Origin of the sequence: Luteolibacter rhizosphaerae (genome assembly GCF_025950095.1) — a bacterium.
Taxonomy (GTDB): Bacteria; Verrucomicrobiota; Verrucomicrobiia; order Verrucomicrobiales; family Akkermansiaceae; genus Haloferula; species Haloferula rhizosphaerae.
This window is the reverse complement of sequence record NZ_JAPDDR010000006.1, coordinates 296,989-323,591: the sequence shown is the minus strand read 5'-3', so window position 1 is coordinate 323,591 and position 26,603 is coordinate 296,989. Positions and strand designations below refer to the sequence as shown.

At 62.8% G+C, this 26,603-nt stretch carries 26 protein-coding genes, 1 other RNA gene and 1 pseudogene; 12 read left to right on the top strand and 16 right to left on the bottom strand.

Annotated features, from left to right (window positions below):
* Positions 1-73: 73 nt before the first annotated feature.
* Complete coding sequence (locus OJ996_RS13530; RefSeq protein WP_264514139.1) at positions 74-1,300, bottom strand: hypothetical protein; 1,227 nt, start codon at positions 1,298-1,300, stop codon at positions 74-76.
* A gap of 78 nt (positions 1,301-1,378) precedes the next feature.
* A complete protein-coding gene (locus tag OJ996_RS13525) occupies positions 1,379-1,759 on the bottom strand; it encodes a hypothetical protein (protein ID WP_264514138.1) in 381 nt (126 codons plus the stop codon).
* A gap of 57 nt (positions 1,760-1,816) precedes the next feature.
* On the opposite strand from OJ996_RS13525, the gene OJ996_RS13520 reads away from it, so the two are divergent.
* Both OJ996_RS13520 and OJ996_RS13515 read left to right on the top strand, forming a co-directional pair.
* Positions 1,817-2,692, top strand: a complete 876-nt coding sequence (locus OJ996_RS13520; RefSeq protein WP_264514137.1) for a wax synthase family protein — start codon at positions 1,817-1,819, stop codon at positions 2,690-2,692.
* Positions 2,676-3,095, top strand: coding sequence for a hypothetical protein (locus OJ996_RS13515; protein ID WP_264514136.1), 420 nt, complete (start codon positions 2,676-2,678; stop codon positions 3,093-3,095). The genes OJ996_RS13520 and OJ996_RS13515 overlap by 17 nt, the downstream gene beginning before the upstream one ends.
* A gap of 13 nt (positions 3,096-3,108) precedes the next feature.
* On the opposite strand, the pseudogene OJ996_RS13510 reads toward OJ996_RS13515, so the two are convergent.
* Positions 3,109-4,089 (bottom strand): annotated as a pseudogene (locus OJ996_RS13510) (thiamine pyrophosphate-dependent dehydrogenase E1 component subunit alpha).
* A gap of 121 nt (positions 4,090-4,210) precedes the next feature.
* On the opposite strand from OJ996_RS13510, the gene OJ996_RS13505 reads away from it, so the two are divergent.
* From OJ996_RS13505 to modB, 5 genes are all read left to right on the top strand, one after another.
* Positions 4,211-4,573 (top strand): winged helix-turn-helix domain-containing protein, encoded by a 363-nt coding sequence (locus OJ996_RS13505; protein ID WP_264514134.1) that lies wholly within the window; start codon positions 4,211-4,213, stop codon positions 4,571-4,573.
* A 62-nt stretch (positions 4,574-4,635) separates the two neighbouring features.
* Positions 4,636-6,576 (top strand): TonB-dependent receptor plug domain-containing protein, encoded by a 1,941-nt coding sequence (locus tag OJ996_RS13500; protein ID WP_264514133.1) that lies wholly within the window; start codon positions 4,636-4,638, stop codon positions 6,574-6,576.
* Positions 6,566-7,057 (top strand): molybdopterin-dependent oxidoreductase, encoded by a 492-nt coding sequence (locus OJ996_RS13495; protein WP_264514132.1) that lies wholly within the window; start codon positions 6,566-6,568, stop codon positions 7,055-7,057. The genes OJ996_RS13500 and OJ996_RS13495 overlap by 11 nt, the downstream gene beginning before the upstream one ends.
* 4 nt (positions 7,058-7,061) lie before the next feature.
* Positions 7,062-7,802, top strand: coding sequence for a molybdate ABC transporter substrate-binding protein (gene modA / locus OJ996_RS13490; RefSeq protein ID WP_264514131.1), 741 nt, complete (start codon positions 7,062-7,064; stop codon positions 7,800-7,802).
* A 59-nt stretch (positions 7,803-7,861) separates the two neighbouring features.
* Entirely contained in the window at positions 7,862-8,530 is a 669-nt protein-coding gene (gene modB / locus OJ996_RS13485; protein ID WP_264514130.1) for a molybdate ABC transporter permease subunit, read from the top strand.
* 16 nt (positions 8,531-8,546) lie between these two features.
* Here modB and OJ996_RS13480 read toward each other — a convergent pair whose 3' ends face one another.
* From OJ996_RS13480 to OJ996_RS13440, 9 genes are all read right to left on the bottom strand, one after another.
* The gene (locus OJ996_RS13480) at positions 8,547-8,831 is read right to left on the bottom strand and encodes a ribonuclease III domain-containing protein (protein WP_264514129.1); all 285 of its coding nucleotides are present in this window, start codon (positions 8,829-8,831) and stop codon (positions 8,547-8,549) included.
* Between the two features lie 19 nt (positions 8,832-8,850).
* Complete coding sequence (locus tag OJ996_RS13475) at positions 8,851-9,429, bottom strand: RbsD/FucU domain-containing protein (protein WP_264514128.1); 579 nt, start codon at positions 9,427-9,429, stop codon at positions 8,851-8,853.
* A 78-nt stretch (positions 9,430-9,507) separates the two neighbouring features.
* Positions 9,508-11,046, bottom strand: a complete 1,539-nt coding sequence (locus tag OJ996_RS13470) for a PhoH family protein (protein WP_264514127.1) — start codon at positions 11,044-11,046, stop codon at positions 9,508-9,510.
* Between the two features lie 153 nt (positions 11,047-11,199).
* Complete coding sequence (locus tag OJ996_RS13465; protein ID WP_264514126.1) at positions 11,200-12,309, bottom strand: AMP-binding protein; 1,110 nt, start codon at positions 12,307-12,309, stop codon at positions 11,200-11,202.
* A complete protein-coding gene (locus OJ996_RS13460; protein WP_264514125.1) occupies positions 12,291-13,280 on the bottom strand; it encodes an enolase-like domain-containing protein in 990 nt (329 codons plus the stop codon). Before OJ996_RS13460 ends, OJ996_RS13465 begins: the two co-directional genes overlap by 19 nt.
* Before the next feature lie 55 nt (positions 13,281-13,335).
* Entirely contained in the window at positions 13,336-14,208 is an 873-nt protein-coding gene (gene menA / locus OJ996_RS13455) for a 1,4-dihydroxy-2-naphthoate octaprenyltransferase (RefSeq protein ID WP_264514124.1), read from the bottom strand.
* Positions 14,209-14,312: 104 nt separating this feature from the next.
* Positions 14,313-15,467, bottom strand: a complete 1,155-nt coding sequence (locus tag OJ996_RS13450; RefSeq protein ID WP_264514123.1) for an autotransporter outer membrane beta-barrel domain-containing protein — start codon at positions 15,465-15,467, stop codon at positions 14,313-14,315.
* 89 nt (positions 15,468-15,556) lie between these two features.
* Positions 15,557-16,372 carry a 1,4-dihydroxy-2-naphthoyl-CoA synthase gene (menB, locus tag OJ996_RS13445; RefSeq protein ID WP_264514122.1) on the bottom strand — a complete coding sequence of 272 codons (816 nt, stop codon included), beginning with the start codon at positions 16,370-16,372 and terminating at the stop codon, positions 15,557-15,559.
* Between the two features lie 18 nt (positions 16,373-16,390).
* A complete protein-coding gene (locus tag OJ996_RS13440) occupies positions 16,391-17,104 on the bottom strand; it encodes an alpha/beta fold hydrolase (RefSeq protein WP_264514121.1) in 714 nt (237 codons plus the stop codon).
* A 98-nt stretch (positions 17,105-17,202) separates the two neighbouring features.
* Here OJ996_RS13440 and OJ996_RS13435 point away from each other — a divergent pair, with 98 nt between their 5' ends.
* A complete protein-coding gene (locus OJ996_RS13435) occupies positions 17,203-17,595 on the top strand; it encodes a hypothetical protein (RefSeq protein WP_264514120.1) in 393 nt (130 codons plus the stop codon).
* On the opposite strand, the gene OJ996_RS13430 is transcribed toward OJ996_RS13435, so the two are convergent.
* Positions 17,589-18,524: an MBL fold metallo-hydrolase gene (locus OJ996_RS13430; RefSeq protein ID WP_264514119.1), complete on the bottom strand. Its 936-nt coding sequence runs from the start codon at positions 18,522-18,524 to the stop codon at positions 17,589-17,591. The two genes, OJ996_RS13435 and OJ996_RS13430, sit on opposite strands and share 7 nt — an antisense overlap.
* On the bottom strand, positions 18,521-20,080 hold the full coding sequence (locus OJ996_RS13425; RefSeq protein ID WP_264514118.1) for a thiamine pyrophosphate-binding protein: 1,560 nt from the start codon (positions 20,078-20,080) through the stop codon (positions 18,521-18,523). The genes OJ996_RS13430 and OJ996_RS13425 overlap by 4 nt, the downstream gene beginning before the upstream one ends.
* A gap of 442 nt (positions 20,081-20,522) precedes the next feature.
* On the opposite strand from OJ996_RS13425, the gene OJ996_RS13420 reads away from it, so the two are divergent.
* From OJ996_RS13420 to OJ996_RS13410, 3 genes are all read left to right on the top strand, one after another.
* On the top strand, positions 20,523-20,966 hold the full coding sequence (locus OJ996_RS13420; RefSeq protein WP_264514117.1) for an NfeD family protein: 444 nt from the start codon (positions 20,523-20,525) through the stop codon (positions 20,964-20,966).
* Between the two features lie 31 nt (positions 20,967-20,997).
* Positions 20,998-22,002, top strand: a complete 1,005-nt coding sequence (locus OJ996_RS13415; protein WP_264514116.1) for an SPFH domain-containing protein — start codon at positions 20,998-21,000, stop codon at positions 22,000-22,002.
* A gap of 116 nt (positions 22,003-22,118) precedes the next feature.
* Positions 22,119-22,691: a hypothetical protein gene (locus tag OJ996_RS13410; RefSeq protein WP_264514115.1), complete on the top strand. Its 573-nt coding sequence runs from the start codon at positions 22,119-22,121 to the stop codon at positions 22,689-22,691.
* Positions 22,692-22,937: 246 nt separating this feature from the next.
* Here OJ996_RS13410 and rnpB read toward each other — a convergent pair.
* Both rnpB and OJ996_RS13400 read right to left on the bottom strand, forming a co-directional pair.
* Positions 22,938-23,326, bottom strand: an RNA gene (gene rnpB / locus OJ996_RS13405) — RNase P RNA component class A.
* A gap of 73 nt (positions 23,327-23,399) precedes the next feature.
* On the bottom strand, positions 23,400-23,948 hold the full coding sequence (locus OJ996_RS13400; protein WP_264514114.1) for a DUF456 domain-containing protein: 549 nt from the start codon (positions 23,946-23,948) through the stop codon (positions 23,400-23,402).
* Positions 23,949-24,239: 291 nt separating this feature from the next.
* On the opposite strand from OJ996_RS13400, the gene OJ996_RS13395 reads away from it, so the two are divergent.
* Positions 24,240-26,531, top strand: coding sequence for a DUF6797 domain-containing protein (locus tag OJ996_RS13395; RefSeq protein ID WP_264514113.1), 2,292 nt, complete (start codon positions 24,240-24,242; stop codon positions 26,529-26,531).
* Positions 26,532-26,603: the final 72 nt, after the last annotated feature.

Below are 26,603 nucleotides of genomic sequence, written 5' to 3'. Positions count from 1 at the left end.
GGCGGCGAAAACGTTCTGCCAGCGAAACGTATTTCAGAATCACGCAAATTTGTCCGACAGCATTTCCACCCGGTCAGGCCGAAATCGCCTTCCCGCGGCGGAGAATCTCCTTGAGCCACGCCTTCACGGCCGCGAAGCCGCGGGTGAGGGCGTGATCGCGGACGCCGTGGCATTTCATGTGACCGGCGATGGCGTCCTCGTGACCGCGATAGCGCGGGAGGAAGAGGAGCATCTCCCTCTCGGTGGTGTCGTCGTGGCGATGGACCAAGGAGGGCGACAAAATTCCCTTTGCCACCACCCGGCTGCCCTCGGGGAGCGAGACGCTGCGTTCATCCAGGATGCACCAGCGGCGGTAGCGGAAGACGGTGCTGCCATCCTCCAACACGATGAGGCGGCCACCGGTGCGGGCGGGCAGGCCACCGAGGCTGCCGAGAGTGAAGGCATGTGGCGCTTCGGGAGTCGCGCGGCGTTTGCCACGCCAAGGGAGAAGGATGTCCGCCGAGAAGCGGGCGCCGAAGATGGCGAGGCGCAGTGCCGAGGGAGCGAGCCACGCGGCAATGGCGATGATCACAAGGCAGAGCGCAGCGGCGAGCCATGGGGCAATAGCATAGACCAATCCGACCGAGGCGAGGAGCGAGGCTCGAGCCACCTTCAAGACGGCATCGACGGTAGAGAAGGGCGAAAGGATGATCAGCACGTTGATCGCGTGGCTGCAGATCCAGACGAGGAGGAAGGCGAGGATGGACAGCGGAACGAAGAGCCACAGAACATCGATACCGGCGAAGGAGGCGCCGATGAGGGCAGCCGTAGGGACGACCACCTCGGGGTGCTCCGCCTTGAAATGCTCTGCCATCTGGGTGGCGACGACGGGGACAAAGGAGGCACTGGCGACGGTGGCGCTGAGCTTGTTCTCGAACAGCTCGACCATATCGAAGGGCTTCTTGAGCACGCCGGGAACGGCGGTGCCGAGCGAGTCCTTCAGGAAACAGAGGCCGAGCAGCACGAATCCGGTGCCCCAAGCCCATGGCTGGCAAAACCATGGCAGAGCGGAACGGACCTCCGCAGGGCTATGCCAGTAGCGCCAGGCACCGACGGAGCTGACGCCGAGCAGAGGCGAAATGGCAACGCCAGTAATCTCCGTGATGCCTTGGCTGAGGGCGACGCCGGGCAGATACTGCTCCTGCTTCGCCGGAGCGGCGGACGCGGGCTTTTCCGCTTCCACCGATTCGGCATGAAGCGGTGAGAGCAGCAGAAGAGTGAAGACCAAGACCGCGCGGCAGAGGTATCGGGCGGGATTCATTGGAGGCTTTTAGCAAGGGATCGGCCTCGGGGCCATTCCAGATTGGGCGGGAAATTCAACCGCGGAAGAGCTCGGGACCTAGAGATCGACCGCTCCTCCAACGAGGTCTGCGATGCCACCCAGGACATTGCCGACCAACTCGATCGCGCCATCCGCCGGCATGGCATCGAGGATACTCCCCAATGTGCGGCGGATGCCGAAAATCGAGAAGACGAGGAGCAGGATACCGATGCAGATGAAGGCACCCTGCGTGGCATTCGAATCATTCGGCCAGCCGAGGGCAGCACAGGCACCACAGCCGAGGGAGAGGAGAAACAGAGTGATCCGCAGGGGATTCGAAAGAATCTGGACCTTGAGGCCTCGGAGTTCCTCTTCCGAGAGCAGGTGGTGCTTGCGCTTCACGGCCTTGACGCCGGCCTTCACGGCGCGCTTTCCGATCTTCTCCTCACGACGGGTCATGAATGCATCCTGATGAGCCGGTAGTCGGGAGGAAAGAAGATGCGGAGTGAAGAAGCGGTGAAAGTTTCCATTTGGCTTTTCTCGCAGTGGCCCGGGTTGTGGAATCACCGCGTGGTGGAAAGCGTGCCGCTGCTGACATGGGAGATCCCGCGCTGGGCTCTGATGTGGGCGATCGCCGTGGCGATGTTCTGCGCGCTGAAGGGGCTGAGCTTGCGATGGGCAAGAGGAGTGGAAGCAACAAGCGGGCGAAGGATCGCCTATCTGCTGCTATGGCCGGGGATGGATGCCCGGGCTTTCCTAACAGGAACACCGCGGCACCCTCCCGAACCAAGCGAGTGGTTAGCGGCGGCGGTGAAGACCCTGGTCGGGATAGGACTGCTCGGGCTGTCACGAGTGGCAGACGCTCCGCTGCTGGCGGGATGGATCGCGATGGTGGGAATCATCTTCACGCTGCACTTCGGAAGCTTTCATTTGTTGAGCTGCTTCTGGCGTTCGCGGGGGATCGATGCTCCGCCGCTGATGCACCGGCCGATGGCTGCCACCTCGGTTTCGGCTTTCTGGGGACGGCACTGGAATGTGGCCTTCCGGGATCTGACACACCGGATGGTCTTCCAACCGCTGCTGCGCAGGAGCGGTGCGAGGACCGCATTGATGGGAGGCTTTGTCTTCAGCGGCTCGATCCACGAACTGGCAATCACGGTGCCTGCGGGTGGCGGCTATGGCGGGCCCTTACTATTCTTCTTGCTGCAAGGAGGTGCAGCCCTGGTGGAACGCTCGAAGGCGGGCAAGCGGCTGGGACTCGGAAAGGGCTGGCGCGGCTGGCTGTTCACCCAGGGACTGCTGCTTGCGACAGTGGCTTTGCTTTTCCCTCCACCCTTCGTGCTGCGGATCATTCTACCCTTCCTCGATTTTCTCCATGAACTTGCCCTTTGAGATTCCCCTGCCCCTCGCGATCCAAGCGATGGGCGCCTTGCAGGTTTCGATTCTGATCGCCTCGGCACTGGTGCCGCAGCAGTTGAATTGGAAGGAGGTCTTCGCGCTGCTGCCGAAGCTTCACCGGCAGATGTACTGGACCTACGGCATCTACACGGCGGCGGCGATCCTGGCACTAGGGCTATTCAGCCTGCTGGCTGCGGATGATCTGGCGGGAGACAGCCGGCTGGCACGGATGGTGGCGGGAGCGAACGCGCTGTTCTGGGGAGTGCGGGTGTGCCTGCAGTGGGTGATGGCTGCCGAGCCTTTCCTAACGAAGTGGTGGCTGCGGGCGGGGTATCACCTGCTGACCCTGTTGTTCTTCAGCTTCACGGTGTTCTATGGGTGGCTAGCGCTGAGGTGAGCGTGGGGCGAGGTCAGTGGAAGAAGTGGCGTCCGATCTTCGAGGCCGGGGTCTGATTGTCGGTCTCCCAATAGACGTGCTTCATGATATCGACGATCTCGGGAGGACTGGCTTGGTCGGCGAACCTGACCGAAGCCGCTGCTTCGAGCTTGGCCGCGGCGTCCATGATTTCAAAGCGATCCTTATCGATCCATCCCTCTGCCAAGAGAGTTGCCTTCCATCTCGTGATCGGATCACGCGATTCTTTCATGAACTCCACCTCCTCCGGCGTGCGGTATTTCTTATGGTTCGCATCCGCCACGGTGAAGCCGTAGTAGCGGTAGGTGGGGACCTCGATTACCGTGGGGCGCGATTACACTCGCGCCCTTTGAAGCGCGACCCCAACCCGGGCTCTGAGTTCGTAGAGATCACCATCGCCGGTCCTGTCCCATTCGATATCGTAGCCTTCCGCACGGCGGGCGAGGCATTCCTTGAACCGCGAGGACCGTGAGACGGAAATCCCCATGGCATAGCCATTGTTCTCGATCAGATAGACGACGGGGAGACTGAAGAGGCCCGCGAGATTCAATGACTCGTGATAGACACCCTGATTGACCGAGCCCTCACCGAGGAAACAGACCACCGCGCCGGGGATCTCGCGTTGCTTGAGCGCGAATGCAAGCCCCGCTGCGAGCGGCGTGTGTGCCGCGGCAATGGGATAGCAGCCCCAGTGATTCTTGTCCGGGGCATAGAATGCGGCGAAGCCGCCCTTACCTTGCGAGCAGCCGCTTGCCTTGCCAAAAAATTCGGCCATGCAGGGATTCATCTCCATTCCCGCTGCGATCGCGTGCCCCAAGCCACGCGCGCCGCTCAGACCATGGTCGTGCGGCCCCATCAGGGAGCGAACCGTGGCCGCGATCGACTCCTGACCGATGCTGAGAATGAGGAAGCCGCCCATCCGTCCCGCGGTGTAGTATTTCAAAGCTTCCTGCTCGAAGCGCCGGATGCGCAGCATGGTGCGCAGCATGTCCAGCTTCATCTCCACGCTGAAGTCCTGGTTCAAGGGGTGCCGGCTCCAATCTTCCATCCACCATCTTCTTGCCGGACAGCTCCGGGATTGACCAGCATGGATCGCCATGCGCGAAAACCACTTGATCCGCCTTCACCTCCAAGGAGACCTGAGCTTCGGGCCGGGTAAGGCGGAGCTGCTGGAGACGGTCCGGGATCTCGGCAGTCTGCAGGATGCGGCCAATGCGATGGGGATGTCTTACTCGAAGGCGTGGAAGCTGGTGCGGGACATGAACCAAGGCTTCCGCGAGCCGGTGCTGATCCTACATCGCGGCGGCAAGGACAAGGGCGGCGCTGAGCTCACGAAGACGGGAGCAGCGGCGGTGCAGCTTTATCGCGATGCGGTGGCCGCGGCGGAGAAGGCGGCGCTGCCGGCGCTCAACAAGATGCGCGCGATGCTTGCGAGCGATCAGGCGAATTCATCGGTGTAGGGTCGGGACCCACCCCGATATTCTTTAAAAAAACATATCGGATGTGGCGGTCTGTCGCCACCATGAAGATTGCTTCCCTCCTCGCCCTTGCTCCGCTGACGGCCTTTGCGCAGTCCGACGAACTGGGCGAAATCATCGTGCGGGCGACGAAGCCCGGCTTGCTCGAGAACGTGAGCAGCGAAGAGGCGGAGGATCTCGAGCGCCGCGATCTGGCCGAAGCACTGACGCTGCTGCCCGGCGTAAGCCTGCAGAAGACGGGCGCACGCGCCGAGAGCATGGTGACCATCCGCGGCTTCGATCTGCGGCAGGTGCCGGTCTTCGTCGATTGCATCCCGGTGTATGTCCCCTATGACGGCTATGCGGACCTGGGGCGCTTCAGCGTGCCCGCTGCGGGGGAGATCGAGGTGGCAAAGGGGCTGAGCCCGGTGCTGGCGGGCCCGAACGCGCTTGGCGGGCTGGTGAATGTCTACACCCGGCGCCCAACCGAGAAGCTGGAAGGCAGCGTGCATGCCGGCACCTTCACCGGCGATGGCTGGGAAGGCGGCATCAGCGCGGGTGGCAAGGAGGAGAAGTGGTATTGGCAATTCGATCTCTCCTATCTGGAACAGGCGGCCTTCCGTCTTTCGGACGACTTCGTGCCGCGACCACGCGAGAATGGCGGACGGCGCGACAATTCCTACCGGCAGGACTGGCGGGCCTCCGGCCGCATCGCTTGGACCCCGGCACCGGAGGACGAACACGTGCTGGGATTCTGGATCCAACGCGGGGAGAAAGGGAACCCGACCTACGTGGGCTACGATCCCACGGTGCGTTCCCGCTTCTGGCAATGGCCGCAGTGGGACAAGGACACCTACTACTATCTCTCCCGTATTTCGCTCGGTAAAGACACCAAGCTGGAAGCGACGCTGCACTACGACCGCCATGAGAACACGCTGCAGGCCTTCGACAACGCAAGCTACTCCAGCCAGAATCTCGGCTCTTCCTTCACCTCCTTCTACGACGATTGGACGGCAGGGGGCTCGATCCTGCTGGAGAACCGCTCGATCAAGGACACGCGCTTGGCCGCGGCCTTCCACTACAAGCGGGACCACCACGAGAAGATGGACATCGGTGACCCGAAGTTCACCTTCGAGGACGAGACAGCTTCGATCGGCTTCGAAGCGGAGCATTCCTTCGCCTGGGGTAGCAGCCTGACGGCAGGCGTGAGCCACGACTGGCGCGAGGTGATCGATGCGGTGGACACAAATACCGGCACGCCGCTCTTCGGAGGGAAAACCTCATCGTGGAATCCCCAGGTGGTGTGGAAGCACGACATCACCGAAGACATCGAGGCGCATCTCGGCTGGGCACAGAAGAGCCTCTTCCCAACGATCAAGGATCGCTACTCCTACCGCTTGGGCCAAGCGATCCCGAACCCATCGCTGAAGCCGGAGACGGCAAACCACATCGATTTCGGAATCGGTGGCACGGCATGGGATGGACGCTTCGAGTGGGAGACGGGGCTCTTCTACTCACGGATCGATGATGCCATCCAGCGAGTGGACAATGTAGCCTTCACCCCGGGGGGCGCGGGACTCTTCCAGCTCCGCAATGTGGGCGAGGCGGAGCACCGCGGCTTCGAGCTGGCACTCGGCACCAAGTGGACCGATTGCATCGAGACAGGACTGCGATACGCTTGGATCAATGCGGAGAACCGCAGCAATCCGGGCATCCACATCATCGGCACGCCGGAGCATGAGGTGCTGCTCTTCTCGAAGCTTCAGGTGCATGAGGAGCTGAAGCTGATCCCCTCCTTCACTTGGGCCGACTCGCGGAATGCGAGCAGCATCGGCAAGCGGGTGGGCATCTATGCCAGCGTGGACTTCAAGGCCGAACTCAGCTTGCCCGGCGACTGCACGCTGGGCTTCGGTGCGACCAACCTTCTCGATCGCAACCAACAACTGGACGAGGGCTTCCCCGAGCCCGTCCGCAGCCTCTTCGTCGATATCCGCCATGAATTCTAAACTGCTCTTCCTCGCCGCGATCCCTTGCCTGATCGCGCCCGCGCATGCCGATGCGGTGCTGCGGATCCATGATGGCAAGGAGTGGAAGGAACTCGACCAAGCCGCGTGGGACAAGCTGCCGCGTGCGGAGTTGATCGGGAAGGCACGCGACGGCACGGAGAAGCGCTTCTCCGGCGTGCCGATGGTGGAAATCCTGAAATTTGCCGGAGCTCCGCTGGGGGATGCCCTGCGTGGCGGCGAGATGAACCGGGTGGTGCTCTTCACCGCGGCGGACAACTATCAGACGGTCTATTCGCTGGCCGAGTTGGACCCGAGCTTCGGCAAACAGAACATCATCCTGGCCGACCAGGTGGATGGAAAGCCGCTGGATGAATTCGAAGGATCGCGCATGGTAGTGGCGGGCGATGACCTGCGCCACTCCCGCTGGATCCGGCAAGTGAAGCAGATCATCCTGACCCGGGCCACTCCACCTGCACCATGAGCTCATGAAAGCCACACTTCTCCGCACCACCCTCTTCGTCGGTCTAGGTTGGATCGCCCGCGCCGATGAAATCCGTGTCGCCGCCGCCGCCAGCTTGGCCGAGGCGGTGACTGAGATCTCTGCCGCGTACGAGAAAGAGCACGGCGAGAAGGCCACGCCGGTCTTCGCCGGGTCCAATGTCCTGGCGCGCCAGCTTGAAGAAGGCGCGCCGCTGGATGTGTTCATTTCCGCGGACGAGGCGACCATGGAGAAGATGCTGAAGGCAAAGCTGGTGAAGGAGCCAACCCCCCTGCTGACCAACGCGCTGGTGGTGGTGATCCCGACGGACTCATCCGCCACGGTGAGCTCGGCGGAAGATCTACTGAAACTCAAGCGGATCTCGATCGGCGATCCGGCCGCGGTCCCCGCCGGGGTCTATGCCAAGACCTGGCTGACGAAGGCCGGGCTATGGGAGCAAGTGGAGCCGAAGTGCATGGCGAGCGAGAATGTGCGGGCAGCCTTGGCGGCGGTGGATTCCGGCAACGTGGATGCGGCGATCGTCTACAAGACCGATGCGGCGGTGGCGAAGAAGGCGAAAGTGGCCTGGACCGTGCCGGATGACGCCCTGCCGCCGATCATCTATCCGCTGGCGGTGTGTACGGGGACGAAGCACGAGGAGGAAGCGAAGCGTTTCACGGCCTTCCTGAAGTCGGAGAAGGCGAGGGCCATCTTCAAGGCGCGAGGATTCGGAATCGCGGGGAAGTGAACAAACTTGCCGTTGCCGGGAATCTAGCGGACTAAAGACCGCGCTCCCGGGAAGAAATCATGACGGCGGACGATCTGAGGCTGATCCTTTTCACGCTGGGCATGTCCGCGCTCGCGGTGCTGGTGGCGCTGCCATTCGGCCTGGCGCTGGGCTGGTGGCTGGCACGCAAGCAGTGGCCGGGCAAGGCGCTGGTGGAGACGCTGGCGATGCTGCCGCTGGTGCTGCCGCCGGTGGTGACAGGTCTGCTGCTGTTGAAGCTTTTTGGCCGTAAGGGCCCGCTGGGTCCGATGCTGGAGAGCGCCGGGATCGAGGTGATCTTCACGTGGAAGGCCGTGGTGATCGCGCTGGCGGTGATGGCTTTCCCGCTGCTGCTGCGCTGTGTGCGGACTGCATTCGAGGAGGTACCCCGACATTTGGAAGAGGCGGCGGCGACGCTGGGCAAGACGCCGTGGCAAGTCTTCACACGGGTAAGCGTGCCGCTGGCGCGGCGAGGCATCGCGGCGGGGTTGGTACTCGGCTTCGCGCGGGCGCTTGGCGAATTCGGGGCCACGATGATGGTGGCGGGTCTCATTCCCGGGGTGACGGAGACCCTGCCGCTGGCGATCTACCGCGGATTCCAAGCCGGAGATGACTCCCGGGTATGGATGCTGACCGGCGTGGCGGGAGGAATCGCCTTTGTAGCCTTGGCTCTGGCGGGGTATCTGACCCGGGGGCGGGCTTTCAAGTGAGGCCACCTGGCGTCATTCAGCGATTCGCCATCTGCTTGCGGAAAAGCGGCACGAACTCCGAGTCGATCCAAGCGAAGGCGGCTTCGAGGCCCTGATCGCGGTAGATGCGGCCGATCTTCGCCTCGACAGAGGTCGGAGCTCCGAAAGCGCTGAGGAAACCGTTCGAGGTCATGCGGGTGAACCACTCGCCATCCATGGTGCCGCGCTCGCGCAGGACCCAACTGCGGGCAAAGAGGGCCAGTACGGCATCTCCGATCCACGCGGATTCGCGCTCCAGCCGGATTTCTTCGGTCTTGTTCATCGCCGCGGGGAGAGTGCCCTCAGGGGATGGGGCGGGCGAGCTTTTCCATCCGCTGGCGCTCGAGTTGCTCACGCAGACGGGATTCCGAGTCCGAATTCCAGTAGCCCGGCTGCAGCTCCATGAAGACGCTGGTGTAGGGCAAGGCCGTATTCGTGCGGATCACGAGCACCTCGAAGCTCTTGTTCGCATCTTCCATGAGCGTCATGAGCGATTGCTGCTCCAGCTCGGTGGTTTCGCGGGCGTGGAGGGCAACGCCGAGTTGCTTGCGAAACTCGTCGATGCCCGGAGCGTAGTCGTTCTCAACCGCACCCATCTCCCGGGCGACGAAAATGTGCGGGGTGACGTGCTCGGTCTGTTCAAGCCGCTTCAGGACTTCGTCCACGACGGCCGGGATCTCGTCATTCGCCGTGATCTGGCGGACGCCGGGACGGCTGTGGGCGGGGAAGGAGGCCTCCGCGACGACGATCCAATTCCGGTAGCCGAGCTGGGAAGTATGGGTCATCAGCGCATCACGCCAACCGCCCGTCTCGGGCATCATCCCGCAGCCGGCCATCAGAACCGGGGCAAAGAGCAGGAATCCACGCGACCAAAGCGACATCGCCAGCAGTAAACGACGGGCTACCGAGCCTGTCAATCAGGGCGCGGGAAAGGTCCCGCGCCCTTCAAAAACAGAGGATCACATCATCTGGGCGCCGGCATCCGCCAGCTCCGAGCGCTCGCCGCGGCTGAGCGAGACGTGAGCGACGAAGGGCAGGCCCTTGAGACGGTTCCGGGTGTAAACGAGGCCATTGCTGCGGCTGTCCACGTAGGGGTTATCGATCTGTGCCGGATCGCCCAACATCACCAGCTTCGACCCGCGGGACATGCGGGTCACCACGGTTTTGGCCTCCTGCGGGGTGAGCTGCTGGGCTTCATCCAGCACGAAGAAGCGGTTCGGGATCGAGCGGCCGCGGATATAGCAAAGGGCCTCGATCTCGATGATCCCCTGCTCCATGAGGTGCTCCCAAGGCTTTTTGACCGGTGCTCCACCTTCGTTACCGCCCTCCTTCTTGGCCTGCTTGCGGCGCGGGCCGAGCGGGGTGGACGGACGCATGAGGAGATCCAAGGCGTCATGGATGGGTTGCAGCCATGGCCGCATCTTTTCATCCAAAGTCCCGGGCAGGAAGCCGAGCTGATCGCCCATGGCCACCACCGGGCGGCTCACCGTGAGACCATTGTAGCGGCGGTTGAACATCTCGTGGAGACCGGCGGCGACCGCCACCAGGGTCTTGCCCGTTCCGGCTTGGCCGAAGCAGGTCACCAGCGAGATATCCGGATTGAGGAGCGCATCGATGAGACAGCGCTGGCCGAGGTTCATCGGCTTGAGGGCGGTGCCGTCCTGAATCTTGAGTGCCTCCGGAATGAGGAGGCGAACCAAGCGGCCATCCGCCGTCATGCGCGCGGGCATGGTCTGGCGCTCACCGGCCTCAAGGAGAACGTATTCGTTCACGCAGACCTCGGGGCGGAGTTCGCGCTCCATCAAAAGCTCGCCGGTGCTGGCGAAACGTTGGAGCTCGTTGCCGTCCACCTCGATACGACGAACATCGTAGCTGGAGACTTCGCGGGGATCGACCTTGTCGTTGAGGTAGTCCTCACACTCGATGCCCACGGCCCGGGCCTTGAGCTGCATGTTGATATCCTTCGTCACCAGCACCACGGGGGCCTGGTTATGGCTCATCAATAGCAGGGTGCAGGCGAGGATGCGATGGTCTACACGCTCCTTATCCGGGAAGATCCGGTGGAAGCGGGTGAGCATGTCCGAGTTTTTCGGGCAGAGCTGGGGATCATAAATGACAAGGCGGATGCTGCCGCCACCTTCCGTGGGCACACCGCTGGTGACCTTGCGCGCGCAGGAGAACATCTCGGTGAGCACGCGGTGAACACGACGGGCATTCGCGCCGCGCTCGGTTTGCTCGGTCTTGAAGCGATCGAGTTCGGCCAGCACATCCACCGGCAGGCAGATATGGTTATCCGTGAAGCGGGAGAGACATGCGGGATCGTGCAGCAGCACATTCGTATCCAGCACGAAATTCTTCACGGCCTGGTTCGGGGCACGCAGGCCGAAGTCGCTCGGCTGCGCTTTCTTCCCCGTTCCGTTCGTCCTTCGACCGACTCCTCCACCGTGTTGGATTTCTTCGAAAAGTCGGGCTTGGACATCCTCGGCACGGTGGATCATAGGGCAGGTGGGGTGGTTAGTTACCTGGCGGATCACGGGGAGCGAAGAACCGGTCCGCCACCGGGCTCCGTCAAACCGCCACGCGGCGGCAAATGGTAGGGTCTTTTAATCAAGACTCCTGAATAATCACCATCCTCACTGGAATGGCAACACTCAAATACTCCCCTGCTCCGCAAATCGCGACAGCAAGGCGCGCTGCGGCTTGCCGAGCTCGCTTCTAGGGATCGATGCGATGCCCTTGATCGAGGCGATGCGACGGTAGCCTGCACAAGACTCATGATAGCGCCGGATCACTTCCTCCCAAAACGAAGAAGGCGTGAGGTTCTCGTGAATCAGCACGAGTTTGAAGCCCGCTCTCTTGTCCGGAATCGCTACAACCACGGCACTTCCGGGCGCGGCAGCTGCGATTGTTAGCAATTCGTTTTCGACCGCCACCGGATCTACCAGCTCGCCCAGAATCTTCACAAAGGTGTCGGCGCGACCTTCGATCCAGAGCTGCCGGCCCTCCACTTTTCCGAGGTCGGAACTGGTGAACCATTTGCCACGACGTTCCTCGTACTTCCATTCCCCGCCATGTGTCCGGAGTGTTCCGCTGAAGAGCGCCGGACCCGAGATCATCAGGCGGACGTCTGCGTCCGTCGCGGCATCCCAGCATGACAACAGGTTGATTGGCCGGGTGACATACGGCTGACCTAGTAATTCGAGATCCTGGGTAGCAATCTGCGAGCAGGCTTCAGTCATGCCATAGCTGGCCAGCACCGGCCAACCGAGATCGCGCGCGGCTTGTCCGACATGCTCCGGCAAGCGACCACCACCGACGACGACCGCCTTCAAGCTTTCCGGAGCCTTCGCGCCAGCAGCCACCAAGTCATGAACCTGGGTCGGCACGAGCGAGAGATGCGTCCCACCCGTATCCGCCAGCCAGCTCGCGAAGTTCTCCGCGTGCCACTTGTCAGCGAAATGCTCCATGCGACAACCGGCCTGATAGGTCCGTGCAACAACGCCGAAGCCCCCAACATGATGCAGCGGCAGGGTGAGCACCCAGCAACTCCCGCGACTGACGTGCAGATGAGCATTCACCGCGGTCGCGGAGGCGAGCAGAGCTTCACGGCTCAGGCCAATCCACTTCGGCTCGCCGGTGCTGCCGGAGGTCTTGAAATAGACAAGACCCGGGATGCCTTCGGGTACGCTGCCGGAGAAGCCCATCAATACGGGCCGATCCTCCGTCCAGAATCCCGGACCCATCAGGGCAGACGCTTCCATGGCAGCTTCGCTAACAGATCATTGAAACCCAGCCCGGTGCCCGGTGCTGCATGAAAATCCGGCGACCAAGGTCCGAGAGCCTCGGAGAAAGCATCCGGCTCGAAAAGATGATGCGTCTGCAAGCCGCATGTTCCGACCAAGCCGGGAAACGGGAGCGCCAGACGTCCGGCCTCCCAAGCGGCGAAGGATTGACCGAGAGGATGGTCCATATAGCTGGTGACGACCACGCGCTGACCCATCCCTTGGGCAGCTTCCGCTAGAAGCCACGGCTCATCAATGGCCGGTTTGATGACCATTACCTGAGCATCCGCCGCACTTGGCGCAGCTTCGCGATCGACCGCCAATGGCATGCGGGTCTTTCGATGGAGCTCGCGCCACTTGGGCTCCGAATATTCGCAGGGGTCCTCGATGAACTCGATGTGACCACGCGTCTCCGCCGGTAGCGCGGCGATCCATGCCACGAGGTCCTCCGCCGTTCCGCTTTCGTTGAAATCAAGACGCCACTTGAGGGACGGGTGAGCCTTTATCATGGCATCGAGAAAGGCCCCCGTGCCGACCAAATCGCTGGCACATTTCAGCTTGGCCACGGTGAATCCGAGTTCCACCGCGCGGGCCACTTCTAACTCGTCGCGCGAGACCAGTGTGGCGTGACTGAGCGGAACTTCCAAGTCCTCGAACAAGGGATCCTCCACCGAGCGGGCGGCGCCATCCATCTCCATGCAACGCAATGCCCGGCGAACGATCGGCCAACGGCGAGCACCCGCAAGGTCTTCGAGGCACTTCGCCAAGCTCGGATCGCCGAGCTCCGGCCACGGTTGGATGCAGGCATGGCCGCCTTCGGAGTCTTTCAGCAAGACACCCTCGAATTCGCGGCGGGTGGAGCGCGAGTTGAGATCCTTCCGGCTCTTCAGGCGATAGTGCCAGTACCAGATGATACGGCCGGAAGCGGTGGTGAGATCGGTGATGCCCATCGGGGAAAGTTCCAAGTGAGAAGTTCCAAGTGCCAATCGAAAGGAGCGGCGGCTTTCAGAGGCGGGCGAGTACGTGGAAGAGGGTAGCGAAGGCGACCAACTGGAGCGCGGAGAGCGCGAGGAGTTTGTTCATCCCCCGCCCTTCCGGCATGGTGAAGGCACCCCAGATGATCCGCAGACCGAGGGTCAACAGCGGCAGCACCGCAAGCACCAACCAAGGCAGCTTGAAGGCGAACCATGCCAGCCCGAGGAAGACGGCGAGTTTGACCTCCAGCCAGATGATGATCCGCGCCACCTTCGGACCGAGACGCACGGCCAGCGTACGCTTGCCAGTGGTAGCGTCTTCCTCACGATCGCGCAGATTGTTGATCGAGATCAGCACTGCGGAGAGGAGCCCGATCTGCCCACCTAGCAACAAGGCCTCCGGGCGCCACTGGAGGGTCTGGACGAAGACAGTGCCACCCACCGCGACCAAGCCGAAGAAGGCCACGACGAAAATCTCTCCCATGCCGCGATAGGCGAGCGGGAATGGGCCACCGGTGTAGCCGTAGGCGAGATAGAGAGAAGGGATTCCGATCGCCAGGATTGGCCAGCCTGCCGCATGGATCAGCACGGCACCGCAGGCGATGGCGAGAAGGAGAAAGACGGCGGCTCCGGTCATCACCGCCTTCCGCGAAAGCAAGCCGCTGGCCGTGACACGCTGCGGTCCGGTGCGTCGCTCGGTATCCGCACCCTTCGCCGCATCGATCGCGTCGTTGAAGAGATTGGTGGCGATCTGGATGAAGACCGCACCGCCGAGGGTGCAAAGCGCCAGCAGCAGATCGAAGCCGCCGGTGAGCTTCCACGCCAGCACGCAGCCCGCCCAGACCGGCACGATGGCGGCGGGCAGGGTCTTCGGCCGGGTCGCGAGCAGAAGCGGCTTGATCACGCCCGGAACAAGCCCCTCCGGGGAGCTCCTGCCAAGCACAGATAGCGAAAAGCCCGCCCCGGCAAACACCCGGGACGGGCCAACAACCGATCGGAGCCTTGCGTTTAGAACTCCTTGCCCACCTTCAGCGAGACGTAGTGGCCCTCGATGTTGCTACCGAGGCGGCCTTCGTAATCGAGCACGGTGTTCCAGCCACTGTTGAAGTAGTAGCCGATGCCCGCACCGAAGACGGCGGTATCTTCATCGCGCTCACCCAGCGGGAAGCCGAGGATGGTATTCCCGTCATCCTCGAACTCATGCTCCCAAGCACCCCGCACCTGCGGGACGAGAGTGCCCGCGGAAGTCTGGATCGGGAAGGACAGTTGATAGCCGAGAATGCTGGCCAGGGACTCGATGTCCTGCTCCGGGAAGAAGCCCGCACCGGGGCCGACCTCGGTGTAGGAATCCACTGAACCATCGATCCAACGCAGACCGGCATAGGGTCCATGGGTCACATTGCCGGACTGGTAGTTCAAGCCGGTCGTGAACTCCAGTTGGTCGGTATCCGCATCCGGGGATCCGGAGGCGAGACCGCCCGCAGTGAGGCGCTGGATATCAAACTCGTGGAAGCCATGCGAATACATCACGTCCGCCCAGAAATCCGAGGCACCCAAGGCATCCGCCTTGTAGAAGGAGATGTATGGCGTGACCGCGATGGTATCGAGATCGCTGCTGCCGACGAAGGTCATATCGACATCGGTATTCGAGCCGCTGATGGCCAAGCCACCGCTCCAGTTCTCATTGAAGTGACGCTCGAGCCCGACGGTGCCGCCAAACATATCGAGATCCGTGTCCGGATGGACGAGCAGGATGCCGCCATTCGGGCCGCCGACGACTCCGGGGATGTTCCGGAACTGTGCATCCTGTTGCTCCGTGTAGTAGAAGAGGGAGCCATAGACTTCCCAGCAGTTCATGCTGGAGACGGTGCGACTGGTGGTGATCCCGCCCTTCGAACCGGCGGCAGGGGCGACCTCTTCCTGGACGGTGTGCTCCATCGGGCGCAGGCCCGCGCGCATGCGGAAGAGACGGTCCCCGACATCGCGGGTGGTCGTCCGGGCAGAGGTCAAAGCGGCATTTCCGATGCCGGAAGCAACGGCGATGCCGGAATCGATGTCCGGTTCCGGTTCAGGGCCTTTGCCCGCGAAGGCGGTTGGCGTGAGGGACGCCAGTGCCATGAGGGCAGCAGCGTACGACATGTGGTAGCGACTTTGGTGTTTCATGGGTTAGTGCAAGCCTTTTACGGCTATACGCTTGATATCAAACCCATGGGGGGATGCAAGCATGCTCGCATACCCCCAACAGAACGAACTCAAGGCACGCGCGGGAACTTCTTGAAGTCCGGCTTGCGCTTCTCGACGAAGGCCTGTTTCCCCTCCTTCGCTTCCTCGCTCATGTAGTAGAGCAGGGTGGCATTGCCGGCGAGGTCGAGCAGGCCCATCTGGCCATCGCAATCGGCATTCAGCGCGGACTTCAGGCAGCGCAGGGCGAGCGGCGAGTGCTGGAGCATCTCGCGGCACCACTTCAGGGTCTCCGCTTCCAGCTCCGCAAGCGGCACCACGGTATTCACAAGGCCCATCTCGAGCGCCTGCTGCGCGTCATACTGGCGGCAGAGGTACCAAATCTCGCGGGCCTTCTTCTGGCCGACGATGCGGGCGAGGTAGCTGGAGCCGAGGCCGCCGTCGAAGGAGCCGACCTTCGGACCGGTCTGGCCGAAGCGGGCATTATCCGCGGCGATGGTGAGATCGCAGACGACATGCAGCACGTGGCCGCCACCGATGGCATAACCGGCAACCATGGCGACCACCGGCTTGGGTAGGCCGCGGATCTTCTTCTGGAGGTCGAGCACGTTCAGGCGCGGCACGCCATCGCTGCCGACATAGCCGGCGTGGCCACGCACCTTTTGATCGCCGCCGGAGCAAAAGGCGTCCGGGCCCTCGCCGGTGAGGATGATGACCCCCACCTCCGGATCCTCATGCGCCATCTCGAAGGCGATGAGCAGCTCCTTCACGGTCAAAGGCCGGAAGGCATTGCGGACCTGCGGTCGGTTGATGGTGATCTTGGCGATCTGTCCTTCATCCGTGGTTTCATAACGGATGTCCTCGAATTCGCGAACGGTGGTCCACATGGCGGCGGCAGTCTTGGCCTAGCCCGCCACCCGCTCAAGAAATTCCCCCAGCTTCTCCCGGAATGCCGCCGGGGCCTCCCAAGGAACGCGGTGTCCGGAACCCGGGGCGAGCCACAATTCACCCTGCGGAAGACGCGGAACGGCCCGTTCTGCCAGCTCGCGGAACTTCGCATCCCGCTCGCCCGCGCACCAGAGGACCGGGCAGCGGATCTCGCCCAGCCGGTCCCAGAGAGGGAGCTGCGCGCCGAGCGACCAATCGATAAAACTGCGTGCCACCTCGCGACGGCGGGCGGAGAGCAAAGCGCGATCCGCCGGGAAGGAGGAGCCGCCGAGAACCGGCTGGGACTCCCAGCGATCCAGAAAATCCCGCCAATCGCCAGAGAGGGCGTGCGAGGCCCACTCGGCATCCGCCTCCCGCCGCGCCACCCGATCCGCCTCCTGCTCCAAGCCCGGGTGTGGGCCGATCAAGACCGCTGCTTCCCAAGGACCGCCTTGGAGCAAGGCATGCAGTCCAAGCCGCGCGCCCATCGAGTAGCCGACGAGCACCTTCGGTCCCTGCTCCGCCCGCGCCTCGGTGTTCAGGGCGCGGCCGAACTCCTCCATGCTCATCGCGCAGCAATCGAGGAAGCGCCAGAGATCCACCCTCTTCACCGCCCATCCGGGCAGGGACAGCCCCTGCCAGTCCGCGGCCATGCCGACGGCCCCGTGGAGGCACCAGAGCGTTCCTTTCATTCTCCGCGAATCAAAGCTCCGGCTGGAACTCGCAGCAAGCGCATGCTGAAACCGTCAAACTGCTGGCGGAGAAACCCGGGATTGTTAGTCTTCCTCCCATGCTTGGATCGCTTGCCCCGCGGATCATCTTGATCGTGACACTTCCGCTGCTGCCCTCCTGCGGCTTGGTGAGGGCTCCATTCAAGGTGGCGGGTGCGGTCGTTGAAGGAACGGCGAAGGTGGGGAAGAAAGCTTACGACAAGTCCGCGAACGCTTTCAAAAAGAGCGACGAGGAGAAACCAGAGGAGGCAAAAGAGGAAGCCGAGAAGGAAGCGAAGGAGAAGGCCGGGCAGACGAAGGCTCGGTCCAAGATCCTGCCGCAGGATCCGGCACAGCAACCCGTGCCAGAGCCTGCACCGGAACCCTTGCCCTCCGATGACTATCTTCCGCCGCTTCCCGGGACGGACCAGCCGCTACCGGATGACGCGCCAGTGCCCTACCAGGGTCAGTGAAGCGTCCAACTCTGGCCCACGGCTCCGGTGGTGAAGGCATCCTCCGCCAAACCGGCTTCCGCTACGGCGCGACGAAGCCGCAGCGGCGGCTCGGACATCGGTTCATCGGTGAGCGGGAAGGTGCCCCAGTGCATGGCGATGGCTCGCTTGCAACGCGCGTCCAGAAAGACCTGCACGGCTTCCTCCGGGTCGATGTGGATCGGCCGCATGAACCAGCGCGGCGAGTAGGCACCGATCGGGATCATGGCGAAGTCGATGGGACCATGCTTCTCGCCGATCTCTTGGAAGGCCGGGCAGTAGCCAGTATCACCTGCATGCCAGAGCTTCACGCCGCCGCCCTCTAACAACCAACCGCACCAATGGCCGACATTCCGGTCGAAGGGTGTGCGGGCGGAGAAATGTTGGGCCGGGGTGGAACTCAGCTTGATTCCGGGGAAGAGCTCCAGCGATTCGTTCCAAGCCAGCTCACGGACATGAGTGAAGCCCTTTCCCCGAAGCCACTTCGAGTGGCCGGATGAGATCACCACCGGGATGTCCGTGCCGATGGTGCGCAACGAGGCGAGATCGAGATGATCGTAGTGAGAATGGGTCAGCAGGATCGCGTCGATCTTGGGCAAGTCCTCGATCCGGCAGGGTGGCGGAACACGGCGATAGAGCGACTTGATCGGAAACGGCGCGCAGTGATCGGCGAAGACGGGGTCGATCAGGAAGCTGTGCCCGAGGCCCTGAATCAGGAAGGAAGCATGCCCGAGCCAAGTGATCCGCCAGCCCTGCTCCGGCGGAGCGGCCGGCGTGAAGGGGACTAACGGCGCTGGGCTGTCGTCCGTGGTGAAGCGCTCGTCATTCGGCATCCGGCCGAGCCGCCAGCGCAGCAGCGACAGGACGGAATGATCTTCGTGTGGCCAGGGGTTGGAGTAGCGGCGGCTCATTTCATGGCGTCCCACGCCTTCCAGAAGAAGGCGCTTTCTTCGGCGTCGGGGACCACTTCCACAACCAAGGGGGTTTCGCCAGGGGAGAGTTCGTCGAAGCCGTCCTCGTTGGCGATGCGGAGGTAATTCATGCCCCACATGGCCGCCCAGCTATCGAGACGAACTTCATGGGGATTCAGCATCAGCTCCTTCGCCCGCTCGCTCATCGAGTCGAGCCGGGGCAGGCGGGAGAAGATTTGACCGCCACCGTTGTTGATCACCACCAGCACCCGGCCCTTTCGCTCGATCTGCCCGAGCCATGCGGGTGCGGCAAGATCGTAAAGCGCGGTGAGATCGCCCACCAAGCACCAGGCGTCTTCCAAGTCCGCCGTCCAGCCGAGCCAGGTGGAGAGCTGACCATCAATGCCGTTCACGCCGCGATTCGCACGCACATCGGTCACCGGCTTGCTGCACTGGGCGAAGAGGTTCCACTCGCGGATCGGCATGCTATTGCCGAGATACAAGGCCGAGCCGGTGGAAGCATAGGCGGAGAGGACGCGCAGCAGGCCGGGCTCGCTCTCCGGGTAGGCTTCCACCAGATCCTCGATCTCCCCGGCACGGCGTGAAGTACGACGGAAGTAGTCGAGCGCGTCGCCTGCCTTCTCCACGTCACCCAGTCCCTTGATCGCCCGGCCCACCGGCGAGACGATGGTGGTGCATTCCCGGGCGAGACCGGGGAAGCCGGTGCGGGTGATATTCCAGACCTCCGTCTCCGGAAAGTTCTCGAGATCGCGCCAGAAGCGACCGCTCGGCACCCCGCCGATCCGCAGGACCTTGCCCGGCGGCGTCTCCCGCAGCATCCGGTCGGGATCCGGCAGGCAGAGCTCGACGAGGGCTTCGCGAAGGCCGCTGGTCGCCTCGACCGCGACGGGAGCGCCGAGGTCGACGCAGAAGTGGAAAACGTGCTCCTGATCCTCCGGCTCCAGATCGCCGATCATCACGACGAGACCGCGGTAGAGATCGTCGCGCAGCCAGTGGGCTAGCTCCGCCACGGAGAAATTCGGCGGTGGGATCCGCGGCTTCTGGAGTCCTGAGGGTGCCGTCCATTCACCGGGCTGGAAGTCCTCCTCCAGCTCGACATTCCAGTGCCAGGGCGCCCGCTGGAGCCAAGCGGAGATCTCTCCGGTGCCGGCATGCTCGCCGAAGATCCCGGGCTGGGTGATCGCCTGCGGGGCACCGGTGCCGCGGAAGCGCTCCGGGCGATCGGCAGTCAGGGCCAGCAGGGGGCGGCCCTGATAATAGGCCTCGACCACGGCGGGCAGCAGCTCGGCGACGGCGGTGCCGCTGGTGGTGACCACCGCGCAGGGCTCGCCCGTGGCCATGGTCCGGCCTAGCGCGAAGAATCCGGCGCTGCGTTCCTCAAAATGACGCCAGACCCGGGCCACGCCAGCGGCTTCCGCGCGGGCCAAGACTTCAACAAGGGCCGCATTCCGCGCTCCGGCGCAGATCACGAACTCGCTCACGCCGCGCGCGAGACAGGAATCGACGGTGGAACAAGCTGCCTCCCAAGTGGTCACGGGCGGAGTTTGGCCGCTTCGCAAGGGATGAACAGGAGGAAGAAAGGAAAGGATCAATCGAGGGCTCGGGGATCATCAAGCAGCCGGCGCAAAGCCGCTGCATCAAGCCAAACCCTTTTCCCTCAGCGAGCAATACCAACAACCTTTCGAACGAAGGTTCCATCATCAGCCGGAGGTGCCCATCTGCCCCCGCGAAGCATGAGGGCATTGCGTCGAAGCATCGCGAGCCTCTCCAAAGGAGGCAATCGACTCAAGCTCCCACCCACCCTTTTTTTCAACGGCTCTCGGAAGGGATCGTGCATCGGGGTGATCCTAGCCCGCCGGACTCTCCCACGCAGCCGCAAAGTTCTGCCATTCTTGCCCTCCACGATTCCCCCCACTTTGTAATTCGCCGGGGTGGTGTAGCGTGTTAGAACGCAGGGCGAAAACCCGCTGATTTCCGATGTCTCTCGATGCAAAAACCCTCTGGCTCCTCGTAGGAGTCGTGCTCATCATGGTCGAATTTTTCGCCCCGGGGGTGATCATCGTGTTTTTCGGGATCGGCGCGATCATCACGGCGCTGACGACTTGGATGGGCCTGACCGACGGAATCGGCGAGCAGGCGGCGGTTTTCGGGATCAGCTCGGCGATCCTGCTCTTCGGTCTGCGCCGCTACGTGAAGAAGTGGTTCGTGGGCGATTCGACGAATTTCAACCACAGCGACGACGATTTCACCGGTCGCGAAGCACGCGTGATCACCTCGCTACCGGGTCACGGCGGCGATGGCCAAGTGGAGATCAAGGGTGCGAACTGGAAGGCCCGCAGCGAAGTCGCCATTCCTGCCGGCAGCACGGTGATCATCGAGCGCCGCGAAGGCCTCACTTTCCACGTCCGCCCCCGCCGCTGATCCATCGACTCCTTCATTCCCCACCCCAATCATGAACGCCACATTCCTCACGCCACTCCTCGCCCAGTCGGACGGAAGTTCCGGTTTCTTTGCCGCCTTGGTCGTCGCGCTGGTTGCTATCCTGGTCGTTGCGCTGATCAAAACCGCACGGATCGTCCCGCAGCGGCAGGCCCACATCGTCGAGCGGCTTGGCAAGTATCACCGCACGATGGAGGCAGGCTTTCACATCACGATCCCCTTCATCGAGCGCGTGGCCTACAAGCACTCGCTGAAGGAAGTGGCCATGGATGTGCCGCCGCAGTTCTGTATCACGAAGGATAACATCTCGATCGAGATCGACGGCTTGCTCTACATGCAGGTGCTCGATCCGAAGCTCGCTTCCTACGGCATCGACAATTATTACTTCGCCGCCACCCAGCTCGCGCAGACGACCCTGCGCTCGGAGATTGGCAAGCTGGAACTCGACCGCACCTTTGAGGAACGCGATACCATCAACGCGCAAGTAATCACCGCGCTCGACAAAGCCTCCGAGCCTTGGGGCCTGAAGATCACCCGCTACGAGATCGCGAACATCAAGCCGCCGCAATCGGTGCAGGACGCATTGGAGAAGCAGATGCGCGCGGAGCGTGAACGCCGTGCGACCATCGCCCTCTCCGAAGGTCAGCGCGAGGCGCAGATCAACGTGGCAGAAGGCCAGAAGCAGGAAGTCATCAAGCAATCCGAGGCCAAGAAGCTCAGCCAGATCAACGAGGCCGAAGGTAAGGCCCGCGAGATCGAACTGCTGGCAAACGCCACGGCGGAAGGAATCATCCGCATCGCCCACGCCACCCAGCAACCGGGCGGCAAGGACGCGGTGAACCTGCGGATCGCGGAGCAGTACGTCATCCAGTTCGGCAACCTCGCGAAGGAAACGAACACCCTGATCCTGCCGCAGAACCTGAGCGACATCGGCGGCGCCGTAGCCGGCCTCGCGAAGATCCTGGACAACAGCAGACAGGACGGCAACTCGTCAATCGTGCCCCCGCCGCTGCGGTGAGAGCCGAAAACCGCCCTGACGAAACGCACCTCCGCCCCAATAGTGACCCCATGATCCGGGTGATACCCCTGCTGCTGACAGCCCTTGTGTTCCCATGCGTGGGAGCCCCCGTCGCAGTGTCTGCTTCACCCGACCCGGAGGCGCGTTTCGAGGTGGCGGTCTCCACCGATAAGGATCAGGTGGATTGGAACCAACTTGAGTTTAAAGGAGATTCCTTCCCGAAGATCTTGGTGCGCGAGCGGGCGACGGGCAAGTTGCTCGCTGCAATCCAGTATTCATGTGACGCCAATAGCGACGCCAGACCGATCCGGGAGAACATGAAGGCGACTTGGACTCCAAAAGGTGACCGGGTTGCCCTCACGGTTTCCGAGCGCTTTTACTCTCACGTCATCGTTTTTGTCATTAGGGACGCTCCACGAGGAGGCATCGCTTGTAAGGAGGTGAAGCTACCCGCCTTCCCGATCGAGGCGGTAATTCCGGGATTCAAAGAGTTCAGACCGCGGAGCCATGAAAGCGTGATGGGTTGGACTAACGAAGGCCATCTGCGGATCAGCCGATCGGTCTCGGCCGACACCCTACCGGGTGAAAGCGGCCAAGTCGTCTATTCCGCTGTTTATTCATTCATCTACGATCTATCCCATCCTAGGAATCCTATCTTGATCAGCATGAATCGGGACTCGCAATCCTAGTCGAGGCCAAATGGAAACTCCTCCTCCAGAAGACCACCGGCCTTCGGCTTCAATATTACGGGATTGGCTTCAGAAATATGTTCCGAAGCCGATGCGAATGGCGGCTTTTATCCTGATGAAGCTCCTAGCTGCCAGCCATGGGAGCGGGACCAACCTTCTAGATCCCCCGCCTCCGATTCCGGTCGACGAGAAAGATGCCCGTCTAGCCCGGCGGCGAATGGCTCGCGAGCAAGGTAAGAAAAAGAAGGCGGCCGCTCTCCTGTAAGCCAGATTCTGTCTCCCCCGCCTTTGCGGAGGTCGATGATCATTTCTCTCCCCGCTTGCGCGGGAGCCCGCTTGCGCGGACTGCGACTAATACCCGGAGATACGACGGGCGGGCAGCCCTTCCCCTGTTCTGTCTTGCACCACGCGAGGTTTGCCGTGCCGCGCCGGTTACCCGGACACGCGGTGGGCTTTTACCCCACCCTTTCACCCTTACCTGATCCCTTGCGGGCCATCGGCGGTATGCTCTCTGCTGCACTGTCTGTCCGGCAGCCTTGACGCTGCCGTCCCTCCCTTTCAAGAGGCGCGTTGCCCTGCGGTGTCCGGACTTTCCTCAGCCTTGCAAGCAAGACTGCGATCACCCGGAGAGCGGCGGGGCCAGCCTAGGGCCGGAAGTCCCGGGTGAGAAGTGCCAAGTTCTGAAAACCGGACGGAGCCCGTCGGCGCTTAACCTATCCAGAAGCAGTCCACGAAGAACCAGACGATCATCACGATCCCGATCGCCAGCTTCATGCCCATGCCAGCAACGGTGCCGACCACCGAACCGACCCCGGAAACGGCGGCGGGCTTGAGCTCCTGCTTTGCGAAGAGCTTTTCGAAAGCGAAGGCACCGATGAGCGGGCCGGCGATAAGCCCGACAGGGAAGAAGAACATGCCGACAAGGCCCCCGAGTAGCGCACCCCAGGCACCCCACTTCGTGCCGCCGAACCACTTTGTGCCAGCCGCTCCCGCAGCGAATTCGAAGATCTGGGAGACCGTGAGCAGCACCGTCAGGATCACGAAGGACCACCACTCCATGCCGGACTCCTCACGACCGAGCATCAAACGGTGCGCGATGGCAGCGAACAACAGGATCAGGTGTCCGGGGAGGATCGGAATGATGCAGCCGATCAGGCCGGCAATCAGCAAGCAGGACGTGATCACCCAGGCGAAGCTCGTGCCCACCGTATGCCAACCGCCCCATTCCGTAATCGTTTGCCAGGCGGAGTCCCACATCGCGCGGGAGCTTAGCGGGGATCTCCGGGCGGTCGAGGGGGATTCCGGCGTGTCATTCCCATCGACGGCAAGTTGTCCTACAGATGAGTGCCGGTCGTTTGAAAACCGCGAGAGATCAAGCTTCCCGCAGCCGGGAACGCAAAAACCACGCAAAAGGGGAGCTTGCTAAAGCCGATCCGGATTTGGCGTATGGACGCCGTCCATTCGCGGTGGGGACAGGCCTTGTCATTACTCGTCACTTTGCCATCCTTCCGTAAACCCAATCCGACCCCAAGACGTTACCAAGCACTCATGCGCCCGTATCTTGCACCGATCGTCATCGCCGCCGCCGCACTGCCGTCCCATGCCGCCCAGTGGTATGAGGAAATGCAGATCGGCCCCGCATGGAGCAATTCCTTCGCCGGTACCTTCGACGGCCAGGAGCAGATCGCCGCGGTAAAGGGCGTGCTGCTCGATCTGGGCGACGGCACCCGCGCGCTCTTCGACACGGAGACGCTGCGCATCGTGAGCGTCTACAAGGGCGGCGTGCACTGGGGCGGCACCCCATGGACCGGTGCCCACGGCGCGCTGGTCAAGATCGCCAACGAAAAGGATCTCCTCTTCAACACGGTCCCCGGCCCCGGCTGGGCGGATGAGAGCGGCAGCTTCGGCGACAAGCGCACGGAGATGTCCTTCACCGTCTACACCGCCGACCGCAAGGCCAGCCAGGTGACCGCCGCCTGCGGCAACATCCCGCAGGCCAAATACAAGGGCTTCTACCGCTCCGGTTCCCGGATCGTCTTCGAATACCTCGTCAACGGCACCAAGGTGCTCGAAACGCTGGAGTCCGGCCCGGACGGCCTGACCCGTTACTTCGAGGTGGGTGCCCACGAGAAGCCGCTGACCCTGCTGGTTGCGGATGACAAGGCATTCAAGGTGGACGGTACCAAGGCGAAGTCCGAAGGCGGTCTCTCCGTGGCAACCGACGGCGCGGGCGTAACGCTTGGTGCCGCCGCCGAGAAGAATACACGCCTGACCGCCACACTCGCTCCTGCGAGCGGGGCCACGGTTTTCACCGTCTCCTACGCCCGTGGCGAGGCAAAGCCGGTGAAGCCCCTGTCCCCCATCGGCCTGACCAAGGGCGGCGAGGGCCTGTGGAAAGAAACGATCACCACCGCCGGCAGCACCAGCAGCGATACCAAGTCGCCTTGGGTGACTGATACCCTGACCCTGCCGGAAAACAACCCGTGGAAAGCGAACATCCGCTTCGGCGGCTTCGACTTCATCGATGAAGACAGCGCCGCGCTCTCCGCATGGAACGGCGATGTCTGGATCGTGAAGGGCATCAAGGGCGATCTCTCCAAGCTGGAGTGGAAGCGCTACGCCGCCGGCCTCTTCGAGCCGCTCGGCGTGAAAGTGGTGGATGGCGACATCTACGTGCACGGCCGCGACCAGATCACCAAACTGAAGGACCTGAATCAGGACGGCGAGGCCGACCAGTTCGAGTGCTTCTTCAACGGCGTGGCGGTTTCGCCGAACTTCCACGAGTTCGCCTTCGACCTGCAGACGGACAGCGACGGCAACTTCTACTTCTCCAAGGCTGCCCCGGTGAAGCCCGGTGGCCGCGGCTTCGACACCATCTTCCCGAACCACGGCACGGTCATGCGCCTGTCGAAGGACGGCAGCAGCTTCGAGGTCATCGCGACGGGCCTGCGCGCCCCCGGCGGCGTGGGCGTCGGCCCGAACGGTGAGATCACCACCGGCGAGAACGAGGGCACCTGGCAGCCCTGCTGCAAGATCAACTTCATCACCGCCGACCAGCGTCCGGCCTTCTTCGGCACCGAGCCGAGCCGCCAGACCCTGAAGGACGCTCCCTACACCGAGCCGCTCTGCTACCTGCCGATGGACGTGGACAACTCCGGCGGATCCCAGATCTGGGTACCGCAGGGGGTGAAGTGGGGCCTGAAGCCCGGCGAGCTGATCCACCTTTCCTACGGCCAGTCCTCGCTCTACCGCGTGCTGAATGCCTCCGCGGAAGGCACCCTGCAGGGCGGCGTGGTCCGCATCCCCGTGAACCTCGGTTCCTCCGCGATGCGCGCCCGCTTCCATAAGGACGGCTCGCTCTTCGTGGCGGGCTTCCGCGGCTGGCAAACGAATGCCGCGAGCGAGTGCGCCTTCCAGCGCGTGCGCTACACCGGTGGCACCGTCACCATCCCGGACAAGCTTGAGATCACCGAGAAGGGCGTGCGCCTCCACTTCGAAGCCAAGCTCGACGAAGAGCTGGCGACCGACACGGAAAGCTACACCGCCTCCCGCTGGAACTACGTGCGCGGCCCGCAATACGGCTCCGGCGAGTTCTCCGCGGACAAGCCGGACACCGAAGCCGAGAAGATCGCGCTCGAGAAGGAATCGAAGGAGCATCACAACCGCGACACTGTGGAAGTGAGCGCTGCACGCCTGCTCGAAGACGGCCAGACCGTCGAACTCGACCTCGCAGGTCACAAGCCCTCCATGCAGCTCAAGGTCTCATGGGACCTCGAAAGCAGCGAAGGCGAAGTGCTGAAGGGCGACCTGCACGCCACCGTCCGCAAGATGGGGAAGTAATCTCCCCTTCCCGTCTCTAACTTCCAAAAGCGCCTGACAAACGGGCCGCTCGCATCCAGACTACGTACTTGC

Excerpts from the sequence above, each read along its gene's own strand:
- OJ996_RS13530 (WP_264514139.1), bottom strand. The coding sequence starts at position 1,300 with ATGAATCCCGCCCGATACCTCTGCCGCGCGGTCTTGGTCTTCACTCTT.
- OJ996_RS13525 (WP_264514138.1), bottom strand. The coding sequence starts at position 1,759 with ATGACCCGTCGTGAGGAGAAGATCGGAAAGCGCGCCGTGAAGGCCGGC.
- OJ996_RS13515 (WP_264514136.1), top strand. The coding sequence starts at position 2,676 with ATGAACTTGCCCTTTGAGATTCCCCTGCCCCTCGCGATCCAAGCGATG.
- OJ996_RS13505 (WP_264514134.1), top strand. The coding sequence starts at position 4,211 with ATGCGCGAAAACCACTTGATCCGCCTTCACCTCCAAGGAGACCTGAGC.
- OJ996_RS13500 (WP_264514133.1), top strand. The coding sequence starts at position 4,636 with ATGAAGATTGCTTCCCTCCTCGCCCTTGCTCCGCTGACGGCCTTTGCG.
- OJ996_RS13495 (WP_264514132.1), top strand. The coding sequence starts at position 6,566 with ATGAATTCTAAACTGCTCTTCCTCGCCGCGATCCCTTGCCTGATCGCG.
- modA (WP_264514131.1), top strand. The coding sequence starts at position 7,062 with ATGAAAGCCACACTTCTCCGCACCACCCTCTTCGTCGGTCTAGGTTGG.
- modB (WP_264514130.1), top strand. The coding sequence starts at position 7,862 with ATGACGGCGGACGATCTGAGGCTGATCCTTTTCACGCTGGGCATGTCC.
- OJ996_RS13480 (WP_264514129.1), bottom strand. The coding sequence starts at position 8,831 with ATGAACAAGACCGAAGAAATCCGGCTGGAGCGCGAATCCGCGTGGATC.
- OJ996_RS13475 (WP_264514128.1), bottom strand. The coding sequence starts at position 9,429 with ATGTCGCTTTGGTCGCGTGGATTCCTGCTCTTTGCCCCGGTTCTGATG.
- OJ996_RS13470 (WP_264514127.1), bottom strand. The coding sequence starts at position 11,046 with ATGATCCACCGTGCCGAGGATGTCCAAGCCCGACTTTTCGAAGAAATC.
- OJ996_RS13465 (WP_264514126.1), bottom strand. The coding sequence starts at position 12,309 with ATGGAAGCGTCTGCCCTGATGGGTCCGGGATTCTGGACGGAGGATCGG.
- OJ996_RS13460 (WP_264514125.1), bottom strand. The coding sequence starts at position 13,280 with ATGGGCATCACCGATCTCACCACCGCTTCCGGCCGTATCATCTGGTAC.
- OJ996_RS13450 (WP_264514123.1), bottom strand. The coding sequence starts at position 15,467 with ATGAAACACCAAAGTCGCTACCACATGTCGTACGCTGCTGCCCTCATG.
- menB (WP_264514122.1), bottom strand. The coding sequence starts at position 16,372 with ATGTGGACCACCGTTCGCGAATTCGAGGACATCCGTTATGAAACCACG.
- OJ996_RS13440 (WP_264514121.1), bottom strand. The coding sequence starts at position 17,104 with ATGAAAGGAACGCTCTGGTGCCTCCACGGGGCCGTCGGCATGGCCGCG.
- OJ996_RS13435 (WP_264514120.1), top strand. The coding sequence starts at position 17,203 with ATGCTTGGATCGCTTGCCCCGCGGATCATCTTGATCGTGACACTTCCG.
- OJ996_RS13430 (WP_264514119.1), bottom strand. The coding sequence starts at position 18,524 with ATGAGCCGCCGCTACTCCAACCCCTGGCCACACGAAGATCATTCCGTC.
- OJ996_RS13420 (WP_264514117.1), top strand. The coding sequence starts at position 20,523 with ATGTCTCTCGATGCAAAAACCCTCTGGCTCCTCGTAGGAGTCGTGCTC.
- OJ996_RS13415 (WP_264514116.1), top strand. The coding sequence starts at position 20,998 with ATGAACGCCACATTCCTCACGCCACTCCTCGCCCAGTCGGACGGAAGT.
- OJ996_RS13400 (WP_264514114.1), bottom strand. The coding sequence starts at position 23,948 with ATGTGGGACTCCGCCTGGCAAACGATTACGGAATGGGGCGGTTGGCAT.
- OJ996_RS13395 (WP_264514113.1), top strand. The coding sequence starts at position 24,240 with ATGCGCCCGTATCTTGCACCGATCGTCATCGCCGCCGCCGCACTGCCG.